The following is a 15,893-nucleotide window of genomic DNA, read 5'->3' as shown; positions in this document are numbered from 1 at the left end:
ATGGTCTGCCTCAGGCGAGAACGCGTTTCAACGCGGGTACGAACCGCACGACGATCTGGTCGAAGGCGATCATCGCAACAACGGCGAGCCCGCTCATCGGGAAGGCGATGGCAAAGATCCCGGTGATCACCCACAAGCCATAGTAGACTGAGCGCTTTGGCGGCATGGGTGGCACGCCAAGCCGGCCGACCGGCCGGCGTTTCCACCACATGATGACACCAGTCACGCAGCTCAGAATGATTGCCAGGCAGGTCGCGAGCATCAGCAGCTGGTTGAAACGTCCCCATTCCTGTCCTTGGTGGACATTGATGCCCCACTCGATCGCCTTGCCGAGGAACGGATACTGGTTGAAGCCGATATCGATCAGCGGTTTGCCGGAATACTGGTCGATATGGAGGGTGCGTTCGTCAGCGAGATTGTCGGGATAGAGCGAGGCGGTATAGACGCCCGCCTCGTCGGAGGGGATTGCCACGTCGAAGCCCGGCGCCATGCCGAGCCGCTTGGCAATCTCCACGGCTTTGTCGAGGCCGATCGGCTTGGCCGATTGCGCTGCGGCGATATCGGAAAGCGGAACCGGAGCCTTCTCGACGATCCAGCCGCTCTTCGGCAGGATGTCCCCGGTGACCTTCTGCGACTTCGGCACCTCGTCCCAGAGCTGGACGGGATAGCCGAGGCCGTGTTCGGTCAGCCAGGCATTGGCGTTCGCCCCCCAATAGCTCGACCACGGCATGCCTGTTATCGCCAGGAAGAAGATCAGGACGCCAGCGAAGGCGCCTGTGACCGCATGCAGGTCACGCCAGAAAACCCGGCGGCCCGGCGTTCCCCGCACGCTGACGACACCACCGGTCTGGCGGCGCGGCCACCAGAGATAGATGCCGGTGACGACCAGCACCATGGCAAAGCCGCCGGTAATCTCAATCAGCCGGTTCGTCATGCCGCCGAAATAGGCCAGGCTGTGGATGCGCTTGACGACAAAATTGAACTCGTCGGTCGATCCGACCACATCGAGCACCTTGCCATTGTAGGGGTTGACGAAGACCAGCATCGCGCCGGCATTGCTGGCGACGGTGACGATGGCCGATCGCTCAGGCAGGGCCAGGTCTTTGTAGGAGGTCGCGGTCGAGCCCGGCACCGCGGCGGCGGCGATCGCTGCGATCCGTTCGGCTGGCATCGCATCACCGGTCGGCTGAACGATGTAGCGGTAGCCGAAGACGGTATTATTGATCTCGTCCTTGAAGAGATAGAGCGATCCGGTAACGGCCAGATTGATCATGAAGGGTATGACGAGAAGCCCGGCAAAGAAGTGCCATCGCCAGATGGCACGGTAGAGCGAAACGCCGCTGGCGGCGTCCTCCGCCGGTCCGGCGGCAGTGATGGTCGACATGAGATTAGATCCGTATCCACGGGCGACTGCGAGAGTGCAGCTCGGCCGGCGTTGAAAGGCGTCACGGCGCCTGCCGCAACACGAGGTTCAGGCGAGGATCGGATCGGAAGGGGGAGCGCGAGGACCGGTATTGGGCGGGAAAAGCTGGCGATGGAAGACCTCGGCCCGGATCGGCAATTCAACCGCAACCGCAAAGCCTATGGGAGCGCCGGCCACATCCATCGGTGCCGGCAGCAGGGTCGAGGCGCCGATCCGGCAGGCCTCGCAACCATGCGAATGGGTTTTGTCGTGCTGGCCTTGGTCGGAGTTGTCGGTAACCGTGACGCAAAGCGTCGGCAGCGTTCCATCGGGAAGCACATATTGGGCGAGTTCAGCCGGACTGGAATCGCTGGCGGCTGCGACGGGAGCCTGATGGACGAGCCCGACAAAAACGAGGGCGGCCGCGCACAGGATGCGCAGTGCCCATTGTTCGATCTGTCTCGCCCGTCTGATCAAGTTTGCCTCTTGGATGGCTCCGATTGCCCGGTGATAAACGCGGCGGAGCTGATATTCAATGCGTCAATTTCGCGAAGCCGGCCAGGGGTGATCAGGCCTCCGCCGTCGCATCCACGGTGCCTGCCAGCGGATCGTCCTCGAAGGGATCGGCGGCCCGTTTCGGCTTGACCAGCGGTTCGGGGCGGACGGGATGGGAAAACAGCATATCGCGGCCGGCCTGCAATCCTTCGGAAACCTGCAGCACCAGGCGCGCCTCGTCGCGCTTGCGGATATCCTCGCCGATTTCATAGGCGGCGACCTCGGGCACACCGAGCGCTTCCAGCGTCCGCCGCCCGAAGAGCAGGCCTGATTCCAACGTTTCGCGCAGTTCGTAGTCGATACCCTTGTTGCGCAGCTCGATCGAATGGATGCGATCGTAGGAGCGCACGTAAAGCCTGGTGTGCGGATAGTCCGCCTGCACCAGTTCCACCACCTTGTCGGTGATTTCCTTCTTCTGCGTGCAGACGAGCACGATCTTCGCCCGGTCGATGCCGGCCGAGCGCAACACGTCCTTGCGGGCGCCATCGCCGAAATAGATGCGAAAGCCGAAGGCGGAGGCCTGGCGGATACGGTCCGCCGAAAAATCGATGACGGTGACGCTGCGCCCGCCGGCAAGCAGGATCTGGGCGGCGATCTGGCCGAAACGCGAGAAGCCGACCATCAGAACATCGGCGCCGGCGCCCTCGAAATCCTCGTCCAATTCCTCGTGCTCGTCGCCGTTGAGCAGGCGCTTCGATAGGGCCGCGCCGATCGGCGTCAGCGCCATGGACAGTGTGACGATCGCGACCAGCAGCGATGCCGTGCTCGCCGACATCAGCCCGACGGTTGCCGCCGCGGTAAACAGCACGAAGCCGAATTCGCCGCCTTGCGGCAGCAGGAAGGCGATCCGGATCGCATCGTCGTGTGGAGAGCCGGAGAGCCGGCAAAGCCCGTAGATGACGATTGCCTTGACCGCCATGATGATCGGCACAGCGACGATGACGAAGAGCGCGTTGTCGGCAAGCACGTCGAGCTGCAGCGATAGGCCGACGGCGATGAAGAAGATGGCGAGCAGCACGCCGCGGAAGGGCTCGATATCGGCCTCCAGCTCGTGCCGGTAGGAGGATTCGGCGAGCATCACCCCGGACAGAAAGGCGCCCATCGCCATCGAAAGCCCGGCAAGCTGCATCAGGCTAGCCGATCCCATGACGACGAAGAGGGCAGCGGCAATCATCGCCTCGCGCGCGCCGGTTCGGGCGATGATCTGGAAGAGCGGCGTCAGCAGGTAACGCCCCATGACGACCATCGCCGCGACCGCTCCGACGGCGACGGCGAAATCGGCAAGCGGCGCATTGCTGCCCTTGCCGCCGCCGTCGAGAACGGTGATCAGCGCCAGCAGCGGCACGATCGCCAGGTCCTGGAACAGCAGCATCGAGAAGGAACGCTGCCCGTATTTCGTATTGACGTCGCCGTCGCCTTCGAGGATCTGCATGGCGAAGGCCGTCGAAGACAGTGCCAGGCCAAAGCCGGCGACGATGCTGCCGCGCCAATCGAGAACGTGCGAGAACCAGGCGAGTGCGGTCAGTGCCAGCCCGGTGACCACCACCTGCGCCGTGCCGAGGCCGAAAATGTCGCGCCGCATCTGCCAGAGGCGCGTGGGTTTCAATTCCAGTCCGATGATGAAGAGCAGGAAGACGACGCCGAGTTCGGCGACGGCAAGGATTTGTTCGCCATCGGTGATGCCGTGGAAAACCGGGCCAATGACGATGCCGGCAGCGAGATAGCCGAGCACCGTGCCGAGACCGAGTTTCTTGAAGATCGGCGCGGCGACCACGGCTCCGCCGAGCAGCAGGATCGTTTCGGAAAAAAAGGCATGGGGCGCTGACATCAGGGCGATTTCTTTCGACGGCGGGGAGCACGCAGGCAACCCCGACAAAGAATCGGCGGCGGCGGCCTTGATGCTTGGGAGAGTGCACAATAAATGGAAGCCGAAGGAAAGGCCAAATCATGTCCTCAGAAATTGATTCCTCGACACTTCTTTCCCGCGCAAGTCAATTGATCGATCTGGCCAGGAAGGCGGGGGCCGACGCTGCCGACGCCGTCGTCGTCCGGTCGCGCTCGCAATCGGTCAGCGTCCGTCTCGGCAAGGTCGAGGGCACGGAATCCTCCGAAAGCGACGATTTTTCCCTGCGCGTCTTCATCGGCAAACGCGTCGCCAGCGTCTCGGCCAATCCGGGCTTCGATCTCCAGGCGCTTGCCGAACGCGCCGTCGCCATGGCCAAGGTCTCTCCGGAAGATCCGTTCGCCTGCCTGGCGGATGAGGCGAGCCTTTCGAAATCCTATCCCGACCTGCAATTGCTCGATACCACCGAGGTCTCCTCCGAGATGCTGCGCGAGGCGAGCCTTGCCGCTGAGGCAGCCGCCCTGGCGGTCAAGGGTGTCACCAACTCCTCCGGTGCCGGCGCCTCGGCCGGCATGGGCGGCCTCGTCCTTGCCACCTCGCACGGTTTCGAGGGTAGCTACATGGCCTCGCGGTTCGGCCATTCCGTCAGCGTCATATCAGGCGAAGGCACCGGCATGGAGCGCGACTATGACTACGACAGCCGCCTCTACTATGCCGAGCTCGACGATCCCGCTGAAATCGGCCGTCGCGCCGGCGAACGGGTGATAAAGCGCGTCAATCCTCGCCAGGTGCCGACCGGCAAGGATGTTACCGTGATCTTCGACCCGCGCGTCGCCCGCGGTTTCGTCGGCCATATCGCCGGCGCGATCAATGGTGCCGCCGTCGCCCGCAAGTCCAGCTTCCTGCGCGACAAGATGGGTCAACAGGTGCTGAAGGCGGGCCTGTCGATCACCGACGATCCGTTGATCGTGCGCGGCCCCTCCTCGCGGCCGTTCGACGGTGAAGGCGTGTCGGGCGAGCGGCTGGTGATGATCGAAGACGGCGTCTTGAAGCACTGGTTTCTCTCGACCTCGACCGCCCGCGAGTTGGGTCTGGAGACCAATGGCCGCGGCGTGCGCGGCGGCACCGCAGTCTCGCCGTCCTCGACCAATCTTGCGCTTGAACCAGGCGAAATCTCGCCCGAGGAACTGATCCGCAGCGTCGGCAACGGTTTTTACGTCACCGAATTGATCGGCCACGGCGTCAACATGATCACCGGCGAATACAGCCGCGGTGCCACCGGCTTCTGGATCGAGAATGGTGAACTCACCTTCCCGGTTTCCGAGGTGACGATCGCCTCGAACCTCAAGGACATGTTCATGCGCCTGACGCTGGCAAACGACATCGACCGCAAATTCGGCGTCGCGGCTCCGACCTTCGCCATTGAAGGCATGACGCTCGCAGGACAGTGAGAAACGGATAGGCGGGGATGAGCGATAGGGAAAAGTCTCGCTGGCAGAGCGATCTCGCGTTGATTGTCGATGCTGCGAAAGAGGCCGGTGCGGTTGCTTTCGGCTTCTTCAACCAGTCTCCCGAGGTCTGGTGGAAGAACGGCGACCGCTCCCCCGTCAGCGCCGCCGACTTTGCCGCCAATAAGACGCTCGAGACCATTCTGCGCAAGGCCCGGCCGGACTATGGCTGGCTGTCTGAGGAAACCGACGATGATGCTGACCGCCTTTCGCGCGAAACGCTGTTCATCGTCGATCCGATCGACGGCACGCGTGCCTTCCTCGGCGGGCAAAATGTCTGGTGTGTCAGCGTCGCGGTCGTTCATCGCGGCCGGCCGGTCGCCGGCGTGCTCTATGCCCCGGCGCTGGAGGAACTCTATGAGGCCGTCGACGGCGGCGTGGCGGTGAAGAACGGCGTGCCCTTCACCGTCTCCGCTGCAGGACCGGAACAGATGAGCCGCCTGGCGATCGGCGAGGATCTGTTGAAGACCTTTCCGCCGGAGTTTCGCGACCGGGTCACCCGCCACAAACATATTCCGTCGCTCGCGTATCGCATCGCCATGGTGGCGGACGGTCGGCTCGAAGGCACCTTCGTCAAGGGCAATTCGCATGATTGGGACCTTGCCGCCGCCGATCTGATCCTTAGCCGCGCCGGCGGCGGTCTCGTCGACCTTGAAGGCAGGCCGATCGTCTACAATCGCGCCGCCGTCACCCACAACGTCCTCTGCGCAGCACCGACGCCCCGTCTCGACGAATTCCTCGCGGCCTTTGCGGGCCGACGAGACAGTTGACGTTTCCGTCAAAATCCCGCAGATGGGGTGGCGGAGGAGAATAGCAGAAAGAGAACAAAAAATGACTGAATCCGGTGACAAGAAGCAGCTTCTGCATCTCGTTTTTGGCGGCGAATTGGAAAGCCTCGATGACGTCCAGTTCCGTGATCTGAACGGTCTCGATATCGTCGGCATTTTCCCGGATTATGCCACGGCGCTGACGGCCTGGAAGGCGAAAGCGCAACAGACGGTCGACAATGCGCATATGCGCTACTTCATCGTCCACATGCATCGCTTGCTCGACCCCCAGGAAAAGGTCAAGGGCAACTGACCCTGGCAAGTGCCGCCGGCCGGTCGACCGCTCGGCGGGCCGGGCTTTCGTGCATCGGGTGCCCGTCGATCCGGATTGTTGGACGCATTCTGAACAAATTGATCGGTCATTGCGGCCGCAACGATAATGAGGGAATGGGTTTGATGTCGATCGGTTTGGATCGGAGGCAGGCACGATGAGCTCCCGGATGGCTCGGTTCGGTCTGAGCGCATACCGTCTGGCGGGAACCGTGGCCTCTCCTGTTGTCGGCCTCTATATCACCTACCGCACAGCCAAGGGCAAGGAAGACCGGGCGCGGCGCCTGGAACGCTTCGGCTATCCGAGCGCCAACCGGCCGCAAGGCCCGCTTGTCTGGTTCCATGCCGCAAGCGTCGGTGAAACCAATGCCGTCATCCCGCTGATCCGCGAAATCCGCCGCCGCGACATTCATGTCATCCTGACGACCGGCACCATCACCTCCGCCAAGCTCGCCGCCGAGCGGCTCGGTCAAGACGCGATCCACCAATATGTGCCGCTCGACCTGAAGCCGTCGGTCAGCCGCTTCCTCGATTATTGGCAGCCCGATTGCGCCATCATCGCCGAATCCGAGATCTGGCCGGCCACGGTGCTGGAGCTCGGCCGCCGCCGCATTCCGCAGATCCTGATCAATGCCCGCATGTCGGACCGTTCCTTTACCCGCTGGCGCCGCCGCCCGGCGATCGCCGAAGCCCTGTTCGAGAATCTTGCCCTGGTCATCGCCCAGTCGGATATGGATGCCGAACGTTTCCGCGATCTCGGCGCTGTTCCCGTTATCACCTCCGGCAATCTGAAGGTCGATACCGACGCACCACCCTATGACAGCGCTGTCCTTGCCCGCTACAACAAGCAGATCGGCGACCGCAAGACCTGGGCGGCGATCTCGACCTTCGACGGCGAGGAGAATGCCGCTGCCATCGTCCATCGGGCGCTGAGGGAGCGCGATCGTCAATTGACGATCATCGTGCCGCGCCATCCCGAGCGCTGCGACGAGATCGAGGCGGCCCTGGTCAAGCAGGGGCTGAAAGTCGCCCGCCGAACCCGTGACGATGTCTTGTCGGCCGATGTCGATATCTTCCTCGGCGATACCATCGGCGAAATGGGCCTCTATTTGAGACTGACCGAAATCGCTTTCGTCGGCCGCTCGCTGTTTGCCGAAGGCGGCCAGAACCCGCTGGAGCCCGCCATGCTCGGCTGCGCCGTTCTCTCCGGCGGCCATGTGCAGAATTTCCGCGATGCCTATCAGAAGCTCGCCCGTAGCGGCAGCGCCCGTATGGTGCGCGATACAGAAATGCTGGCCAAGGGCGTGCATTACCTGCTGACCAATGACGAAGCCCGCCGCAATATGATCGAGGCGGGCATCACCGCTGTGCACGAAATGCGCGGTGCGCTGACCGCGACCGTGAAGGGGCTGGAACCCTACATCAATCCGCTGACGGTGAAGGCGCGGCTGCTGCCTAAGGCCGTGGCCCAGGTCTGAGGATATATCATGTCGGCAGCGTCCCCTATCAAAGGCATTCTCTTCGACAAGGACGGCACACTGCTCGATTATGACGAGAGCTGGCTGCCGGTGAACCGGGAGCTTGCCCGCATTGCAGCCCAAGGGGATCCGCTTCTTGCCGACCGGCTGCTGTCTGCCTGCGGCATGGATCCTGTGACCGGCCATATCGTTCCCGACAGCCTGCTTGCTGCGGGCAACACCCGCCAGATTTCCGAGGGTCTGGTTGCCGCGGGTTCGATGGTCGATGTCGACGAACTGACGATCCGCCTCGACGCCCTGTTTTCCAGCGCCGCCGAATTTTCCGTGCCGGTGACCGACCTCGCCGGCTTTTTCGCAAGACTGCATCGGCGCGGCTTCAAGCTCGGTGTCGCCTCCAGCGACAACGAACGGTCGATCCGCCAGACGGCGGAACGCTTCGGTTTCGCCCACTATGTCGACTACATCGCCGGCTACGACAGCGGTTTCGGCGTCAAGCCGGAGCCGGGCATGGTGCTCGGCTTCTGCGCCGCGACCGGTCTTTCGCCGGAGGAAGTCGCGATGGTCGGCGACAACAATCACGATCTGCACATGGGGCTGAATGCCGGCACAGGGCTGAGGATTGCGGTGCTGACCGGCACCGGTTCGCGCGATTCGCTTGCCGCCGCAGCCGATCATGTGCTCGACGATATCACCGCTCTTGAGACGCTGCTGCCGGACCTGCAGCCGGCCTAAAGCGCGTCGCGCTTCAGGTTTTGTTTTACGCATGTCGTGATCGCAAAACCGCGCACACTTTTGCGCGACATGCTTCGGTCGGTAAAGACTTGCATTTTCATCGGTTTTGGCTTCTCAATCCGGCCTGTCGAGAAAAGCAGGGGTCTGGCCGCAATAATGGCGGGCAGGGGAGCGGGACGGCAAGATGATATCCGAAGCGCCGCCGTTCTGGTGGCGGAAAGCCGATTGGCGGGCCTGGCTGCTGCTGCCGCTTTCCTTTCTCTACGGCCGTATCGCCGGCCACCGCATGGCCCATGCGCGCCGTGCCTCGGTTCCGATTCCGGTCATCTGCGTCGGCAATTTCACCGTTGGCGGCGCCGGCAAGACGCCGACGGCGCTGACCATTGCCCGTGCCGCCAAGGCGAAAGGACTGAAGCCCGGCTTCCTCAGCAGGGGTTATGGCGGCTCGCTTGATGTGACGACCGTGGTCGATCCCGATCATCACCGCGCGGTCGCTGTCGGCGATGAGCCGCTGTTGCTTGCCCAGGAGGCGTTGACGGTGATTTCCCGCCGGCGCGTCGACGGCGCTCAGCGTCTGGTGGCGGAGGGCGCCGATCTCATCATCATGGACGACGGTTTCCAGAGTGCCCGGTTGGCGATCGACTATGCCCTGCTCGTCATCGACGCGACGCGCGGTCTCGGCAACGGCCATATCGTGCCGGGCGGCCCGGTCCGCGCGCCGATCCGCCAGCAACTGCGTTCTGCGACGGCCCTGTTGAAGGTCGGTGGCGGCAATGCAGCCGACAGGATCGTCCGCATGGCGGCGCGCGCCGCAAAGCCCTATTTCACCGCATCGCTGAAAGTGCGCGGCGACAACACGCTTGCCGGCATGAAGGTGCTCGCCTTCGCCGGCATCGCCGATCCCGCCAAATTTTTCCGCACGGTCGAATCGCGCGGCGCCGAGATCATTGTTGCCAAGACCTTTGGCGACCACGAACATCTGACTGAGGATGAGGTCGACGACATCCTGACGACCGCCGAGCGTCAGGGCCTGCTGATCGTCACGACGACCAAGGATTTCGTCCGCCTCTCCGGCCATGCCGGCAAGGCGGCAGAGCTCGCCGAAAAGAGCCGGGTGATTGAGGTCGACATGGTCTTCGAGGACCACCGCGCACCAAGCCTGATCATCGACCGGGCGATCGCCGCCTGCCGGGAGCGGCGCCTGCGGGAGATCAAGGCGAAAACTTAGCGCCGCTGGTTGGGCAACACGCCGGCGCGTTTGTCGGCTTCGATGGCCGAGATCACGTCGGCATAGGGTTCCTGCCGGGCGACGCTCCAATAGCGCAACTCGTCGAGCGGGATCTGTTTTCCCGTCATCGCGCAGACGACATAGGAGCCGGGCGAGAGGATCTGGAAATCGCCATCGAGATACCGGATCTTCGCCTCGCGGTTTCCGTGTCCTTCGAACAAATTCATGCGCTCCGTTCCCTGCAGCCTGTCATGAGAGCATGTTGCGCAAAACTGTGCCGCGGTTTTGCGATCACAACATGCGTAACACCAAAGACCCAAAGCGTGGGCTAAGCGAATCTGAAAGATCGCGGCACGCTTTAGTCTGCCATACTCCCGCAAAGGCTGCTTTTCCAGCTTTTTTAGCTTCTGCCGAAAAGCCGCTCGATATCGCTGAGCTTCAATTCGATATAGGTCGGCCGGCCATGATTGCACTGGCCGGAGCCGGGAGTCACTTCCATTTCCCGCAGCAGCGCGTTCATTTCCTCCGGCCGCAGCCGCCGTCCGGAGCGCACCGATCCGTGGCAGGCCATGGTCGCCGCCACATATTCGAGCTTGGCCGACAGGCCCGACGCCGTATCCCATTCGGCAATTTCGTCGGCAAGCTGGCGGATCAGCCCATGCGCGTCGACCTCGCCGAGCATGGCCGGCGTCTCGCGCACGGCAATCGCCCCGGGGCCAAAACGCTCGATCGCCAGCCCGAGTTCGGAAAGCTCGGCTGCATGCTGCATCAACCGATCGCAATCCTCTTCCGGAATGTCGACGATCTCGGGGATGAGCAGCACCTGCGAGGCCAGCCGTTTCGAATGCAGCGCCTTGCGCATCGCCTCGAAGACCAGCCGTTCGTGCGCGGCATGCTGGTCGACGATCACCAGCCCGTCCTCGGTTTGGGCAACGATATAATTGGCGTGGATCTGCGCCCGCGCCGCGCCGAGCGGATAACGCGCGGCTGTTTCGGCAGAGGTACTGTCGGCTGCCGCCGGCTGCGGCGAAAACTGCGGCTCGGCCCGCGCTGTCGGCATCGACAGTCCGTCGAAGGACGCCTGCGGCCGTTCGGAAAAACCTGTTGCCGGATGGTAGGGACGAAAGGGCGAGGTCTCGGCCGACCATGCCGTCTGCGGCCGCTGTGCGTGCGGCTGAAAGCCGGGGCGGAACGAGCGCAGCATGTCGCTTGCCCCGGTCGTTGCCGCCCGGCTGCCGTCCCGCGCCAAGGCCTCACGGATGGCACCGACGATCAGGCCGCGTACCAGACCGGGGTCGCGGAACCGCACGTCGGATTTTGCCGGATGCACGTTGACGTCGACGAGCGCCGGATCGAGCGTGATCGACAGCACCGCCACCGGATGGCGCCCGGACGGAATCGTCTCGGCATAGGCGCCGCGGATCGCCGAGAGGATCAGCTTGTCCTGCACCGGCCGGCCGTTGACGAAGGCATATTGATGGGCGGAGTTGCCGCGATTGAAGGTCGGCACGCCGGCAAAACCGGTCAGCGAGATCGCCTCGCGTTCGGCGTCGAGCGCGATAGCATTGTCACGGAATTCCTTGCCGAGCACCTGCGCCATGCGCGCCAAGTGATCGTCGCCGGTCGCCGGAAATTCCAGCGTCGTGCGGTCCGAGCCCGACAGCACGAAGCGCACGGCCGGGAAGGCGATTGCCATGCGCTTGACGATTTCGGTGATGGCGCCGGCCTCGGCTTTCTCCGTCTTGAGGAATTTGAGCCGGGCGGGCGTGGCGAAGAACAGGTCGCGCACTTCGACGATCGTGCCGGGATTGGCGGCCGCCGGGCGCATATGCGTAATCTTGCCGGCGTTGACAGCGATCTCGTGGCCGCCGGCGCTGTCGCGTCTGCGGCTGGCGATGCTGAGCCTTGCGACCGAGCCGATCGAGGGCAGCGCCTCGCCGCGGAAGCCGAGTGTGCGGATATCCTCGAGCGTCTCAGATAACTTCGAGGTGCAGTGACGCCTGACCGCCAGTTCCAGATCGGCCGCGTCCATGCCCGAGCCGTTGTCGCTGACGCGCAGCAGCGCCTTGCCGCCGCCTGATGTGGCGATCTCGATCCGCGTCGCGCCCGCATCGATCGCGTTTTCGATCAGTTCCTTGGCAGCGCTCGCCGGCCGTTCGATGACTTCGCCGGCGGCGATCTGGTTGATGAGCGTTTCGGAAAGCTGTCTGATGGCCATGGGCTATTTTCGAGGATTCGCGGGTCGGAGGGAAGGGCTTTCGATGGGCTTTTCCAAAGCCTACTCCCGACCTCCGTCAAATTCGGGGACGGCTAATGTTAAGCCGGTTTTAACATAAAAATGGCATTTCTATTCATATACCTCCGGAAGCTGTGAAATCGAACAGATGTGGGACGCAATGGAATGAGTGCCGGCTTCGAAAAGGCGGACACATCATCAGAAACCGACGGGATTTCCGCCGCGGCCGATCTGCAGACGGCGCTTTTCGATGTGGTGTGCGAAAGCCTTGCGGCAGCTTTCATCATCTATGACAAGAACGATCATCTGATCTTCGCCAGCCGCCAGACGCTGGAATTTTTCCCACTGCCACCCGAAATGCTGAAGCCCGGGACGCGGCTTCGCGATTTCCTCGGCGCGATGTACGACACCGGCATTCGCCAGCAATATGATGTGAAGCAGCGCGGCTCACTGAGCCGCGAGGACTGGCTGTCGCAGAAAATCGCCTCGCATTGGCGCGAGCGCTTCGACTCCATCGAGCGCCACGGTACCGACAGCTGGGTCCGTTTCGTCAAGCGCCGGCTGCCGGGCGGTTACGGCGTCACCATCATTTCCGACATTTCCGAGGACAAGAAGCGCGAAGAGCAATGGCGCTCGGATCTCGAGCGTGTGCAGCTCACCGAGGACATTCTCGACAATCTGCCGTTCCCGCTCTTCGTCAAGGACCGCAACCTCACCTATGTCGCGGTCAACATCGCCTTCTGCGAGAAATATCAGACCACCGCCGACGAGGTGCTCGGGCGCAAGAGCGCCGATCTCTTTTCAGATGAGATCGCCAAACGCTTCGAGGAAAGCGATCGGCATGTGCTGGAAACCGGCGAGATGTCCATCTCCCGCCAGCGGCAGATTTCCCGCGACGGTATCGAGCGCGACATCGTCAGCCGCAAGCACCGCATCGGCAAGTCGGGCCGCTATTTCCTGGTGTCGACCATGCAGGACCTGCCACGCGATGGCGCCGATCTCGACGAGTTCGGCCGTGCATCCGCGATCACCACCTCCAGCAATCAAAGCTATCGCCGGGCCTATGTGCCGGCGCCGAGCGCCATCGAGCGCCGCGAGCCGGCGGCGATGGAAGCGATCGTTCCGGAGAATTTCTCCGGCCGCAAGGTTCTCGTCGTCACTGCCGACCTCGCCGCCGAGACCGCCGCGCTGCGGACGCTGTCGAAATACGGTTTCGAATCCTGCTCGGTCCGCGGCGAGGACGAGGAGGAGCGGTTCCTGGAAATCGCCACTTCCTCCGGCATTTCGCTCGATCTGCTGATCATCGATAATCAGATGGGCATGCGCTGCCTCGAGCTTGCCGAGCAGTACGGTATCCCGGCGCTGGTCATGGACGGATTCCAGATCGCCAACGAGCTTACCTTCCAGATCGCCCGCCATTTCAACCGCAACAGCCGCAATAGCGCTGCGGGTGCTGATACGGATTGGGAGATCAGCATTTCCGACGACATCGTCGGCCTGCAGGTTCTTGTCGCCGAAGACAATGATATCAACCAGATCGTTTTTTCGCAGATCCTCGAAGGCCTTGGTTATCGCCATATGATCGCGGCAACCGGCGACGAGGTCGTGCGTCTGTGGGCCGAGCACCGGCCGCAGATCGTGCTGATGGATATTTCCCTGCCGGGCTTCAACGGTTTCGAGGCCGCCCGCCTTATCCGGCAGATGGAGGAGACCGGCGACGGAGCCCGCACCCCGATCATCGGCGTGCTCACCCAGGCCTTCGAACGAGACCGCGCCGAATGCGCCAAATCAGGCATGGACGATGTCATCATGAAGCCTGTCAGCCCTGACATGCTCGAGGCCATATTTCAGAGGCACCTGATGGAAGAGGCCGTGCGAGCGCGAGGCTAATGCGACGCATAAATCAAGTTTGATGCGACGCGCTTTCGTCGGAATAGCCGTCAACTCCCTGAATTTCGGAGGGTCCAAGCGGCAAGGGCTGCTGATTTACTATCGAATTGTTAAGATATGCCGGTCATTCTCTGCGTGGCGCGGGAAAGCTCGGGTGGATAATGAAATCGGCGGAAATTGCCTTCTCGACCGTCGGTCAGAATGAGCTTCAGGCAATGGCCTATACCGATCCGCTGACCGGATTGGGAAACCGCAATCGCATGCGGGACAAGGTCTTGCAGATCTCTTCGGAGCGCGCCAGCGATCCGGCTCCCTTCACCATCGGCATCGCCAATCTCGACAGTTTCAAGCCGATCAACGATCTCTTCGGCTCGACGGCCGGCGATGAAATCCTGTGCCAGGTCGCCCACCGCCTTAGGGCCTGTATTCCTGATGGCGCGCTGGTTACCCGCCATGACGGGGATGAATTCGCCTTCGTGCTGCCGCTGATTTTCGAGCGGGCGAGTGCCGAAAAATTCGGCCAGATGATCCGCGAGGTGCTGTCGGCACCCTATGACCTCGGCGACCGTAACGTCCGCCTCTCGGCCTCGCTCGGCTTTGCCATCTATCCGTTCGCCGGTGAAGATTGCGAGGACCTGCTGAAGAGCGCCGAAACCGCGCTCTACCGCTCCAAGCGCCGCGGCCGCGGCCAGGTCACCGTCTATTCGCGCGAGATCGCCCAGGAAATGAAGCGCGCGACGCAGCTCGAGCAGGCGCTTAGAAACGCCATCATCTCCGACGCGATCGACGTGCATTTCCAGCCGATCGTCTCGCTCTCCAACAATCAGGTCGTCGGCTTCGAGGCGCTCGCCCGTTGGAACGATCCCGATCTCGGCTTCGTCTCGCCCGGCGTCTTCGTGCCGCTCGCCGAAGAGCGCGGCTTCATCGATGCGCTGTCGGAGGCGCTGCTGCGCAAAGCCGCGGAAGCCGCCCTTTCCTGGCCGCGCGAACTCTTCCTGTCGTTCAATCTCTCCTCGGCCCAGCTGATGGATCCGGGCACGAGCAGCAGCGTCCTGTCGATCCTCGGCCGCGTCGGTTTCGACCCGCATCGCCTGGAGTTGGAAATCACCGAGACCGCAGTGATGAGCTCGGCCGATACCGCCCACCGCATCATCGCCGATTTGCGCGCCGCCGGTGTGCGCATTTCGCTTGACGATTTCGGCACCGGCCAGTCGAGCCTCGGGCGCCTGCGTGACTTTATCTTCGACAAGATCAAGATCGACCGTGCCTTCGTCTCCCGCATCAATTCCGACCGCGCCTCCGAACACATCATCAAGGCGATCCTGACCATGTGCGACGGCCTGGACCTGGAAGTCGTGGCTGAGGGCATCGAGGATTATGCTGAGGCGGTCAAGCTGCGCACGCTCGGCTGCGGCATGGGGCAGGGCTATCACTTCGGCCGCCCGGCCGACGGTATCGCGACGCTGCGCTTCCTGCACGAGAACTATTACGATCCGGCCATGGTGGAGCGTGTCAGCGCCTAGGTGTTTAGTCCCGGCATTTGATGGTGCATTATTTTCCTTGGCATGGAGGGAAGCACTATGGGCCAGGTTCTACACGGGAGCGCCACGACGACAGAGGCAATCCGTCGAGCAATACAAAATAGTGAAGAGAGCCTGAGAACGCTTTCGAAGCGATACGGGATCAACCAGAAGACCGTGGCGAAATGGAAGAAGCGGACATCGTTGGTCGACCTTCCTACAGGCCCGAAAACCCCACACTCGACGACCCTTTCCCTCGAAGAAGAGGCCGTCATCGTCGCCTTCCGCCGACATACATTGCTGCCGCTCGATGATTGCCTCTACGCTCTTCAGCCGACCATCTCACATCTGACGCGTTCGTCGTTGCACAGGTGTTTGCAGCGCCACGGCATTTCACGTCTGCC

Annotated in this window: 13 protein-coding genes and 1 pseudogene; 9 read left to right on the top strand and 5 right to left on the bottom strand. The window is 62.7% G+C overall.

Annotated features, from left to right (window positions below; genetic code table 11):
- Positions 1–10: 10 nt before the first annotated feature.
- The 3 genes from RCCGE510_RS20205 to RCCGE510_RS20195 all read right to left on the bottom strand — a co-directional run bounded on the left by RCCGE510_RS20205 (position 11) and on the right by RCCGE510_RS20195 (position 3,785).
- Positions 11–1,384 carry a PepSY domain-containing protein gene (locus RCCGE510_RS20205; RefSeq protein ID WP_007633012.1) on the bottom strand — a complete coding sequence of 458 codons (1,374 nt, stop codon included), beginning with the start codon at positions 1,382–1,384 and terminating at the stop codon, positions 11–13.
- 87 nt (positions 1,385–1,471) lie between these two features.
- Entirely contained in the window at positions 1,472–1,879 is a 408-nt protein-coding gene (locus RCCGE510_RS20200; RefSeq protein WP_007633011.1) for a hypothetical protein, read from the bottom strand.
- Between the two features lie 91 nt (positions 1,880–1,970).
- Entirely contained in the window at positions 1,971–3,785 is a 1,815-nt protein-coding gene (locus tag RCCGE510_RS20195; RefSeq protein WP_007633010.1) for a monovalent cation:proton antiporter-2 (CPA2) family protein, read from the bottom strand.
- Between the two features lie 119 nt (positions 3,786–3,904).
- Between RCCGE510_RS20195 and RCCGE510_RS20190 the strand changes: the two genes are divergently transcribed.
- The 6 genes from RCCGE510_RS20190 (at position 3,905) to lpxK (ending at position 9,843) form a co-directional block, all read left to right on the top strand.
- Positions 3,905–5,251: a TldD/PmbA family protein gene (locus tag RCCGE510_RS20190; RefSeq protein ID WP_007633008.1), complete on the top strand. Its 1,347-nt coding sequence runs from the start codon at positions 3,905–3,907 to the stop codon at positions 5,249–5,251.
- A 17-nt stretch (positions 5,252–5,268) separates the two neighbouring features.
- On the top strand, positions 5,269–6,078 hold the full coding sequence (locus tag RCCGE510_RS20185; RefSeq protein ID WP_007633007.1) for a 3'(2'),5'-bisphosphate nucleotidase CysQ: 810 nt from the start codon (positions 5,269–5,271) through the stop codon (positions 6,076–6,078).
- Between the two features lie 61 nt (positions 6,079–6,139).
- A complete protein-coding gene (locus tag RCCGE510_RS20180; RefSeq protein ID WP_007633006.1) occupies positions 6,140–6,388 on the top strand; it encodes a DUF4170 domain-containing protein in 249 nt (82 codons plus the stop codon).
- 175 nt (positions 6,389–6,563) lie between these two features.
- A complete protein-coding gene (waaA, locus tag RCCGE510_RS20175; RefSeq protein ID WP_007633004.1) occupies positions 6,564–7,883 on the top strand; it encodes a lipid IV(A) 3-deoxy-D-manno-octulosonic acid transferase in 1,320 nt (439 codons plus the stop codon).
- Positions 7,884–7,892: 9 nt separating this feature from the next.
- Complete coding sequence (locus tag RCCGE510_RS20170) at positions 7,893–8,615, top strand: HAD family hydrolase (protein WP_007633003.1); 723 nt, start codon at positions 7,893–7,895, stop codon at positions 8,613–8,615.
- 184 nt (positions 8,616–8,799) lie between these two features.
- Positions 8,800–9,843 carry a tetraacyldisaccharide 4'-kinase gene (gene lpxK / locus RCCGE510_RS20165; protein WP_007633002.1) on the top strand — a complete coding sequence of 348 codons (1,044 nt, stop codon included), beginning with the start codon at positions 8,800–8,802 and terminating at the stop codon, positions 9,841–9,843.
- Here the strand turns inward: lpxK and RCCGE510_RS20160 are convergent.
- Positions 9,840–10,070, bottom strand: coding sequence for a DUF2093 domain-containing protein (locus tag RCCGE510_RS20160; RefSeq protein ID WP_003588271.1), 231 nt, complete (start codon positions 10,068–10,070; stop codon positions 9,840–9,842). The two genes, lpxK and RCCGE510_RS20160, sit on opposite strands and share 4 nt — an antisense overlap.
- Positions 10,071–10,243: 173 nt before the next feature.
- Complete coding sequence (gene mutL / locus RCCGE510_RS20155) at positions 10,244–12,061, bottom strand: DNA mismatch repair endonuclease MutL (protein ID WP_007633000.1); 1,818 nt, start codon at positions 12,059–12,061, stop codon at positions 10,244–10,246.
- Positions 12,062–12,244: 183 nt separating this feature from the next.
- On the opposite strand from mutL, the gene RCCGE510_RS20150 reads away from it, so the two are divergent.
- From RCCGE510_RS20150 to RCCGE510_RS20140, 3 genes and pseudogenes are all read left to right on the top strand, one after another.
- Positions 12,245–13,969, top strand: a complete 1,725-nt coding sequence (locus RCCGE510_RS20150; protein ID WP_007632997.1) for a response regulator — start codon at positions 12,245–12,247, stop codon at positions 13,967–13,969.
- 158 nt (positions 13,970–14,127) lie between these two features.
- Complete coding sequence (locus RCCGE510_RS20145; RefSeq protein WP_037079495.1) at positions 14,128–15,492, top strand: EAL domain-containing protein; 1,365 nt, start codon at positions 14,128–14,130, stop codon at positions 15,490–15,492.
- Between the two features lie 57 nt (positions 15,493–15,549).
- Positions 15,550–15,893: pseudogene (locus RCCGE510_RS20140) on the top strand (IS481 family transposase); the annotation flags it as partial.

The organism is Rhizobium sp. CCGE 510 (assembly GCF_000292525.1).
In the GTDB taxonomy this organism is placed as follows: domain Bacteria; phylum Pseudomonadota; class Alphaproteobacteria; order Rhizobiales; family Rhizobiaceae; genus Rhizobium.
This window is presented reverse-complemented; position numbering and strand designations above follow the sequence as displayed.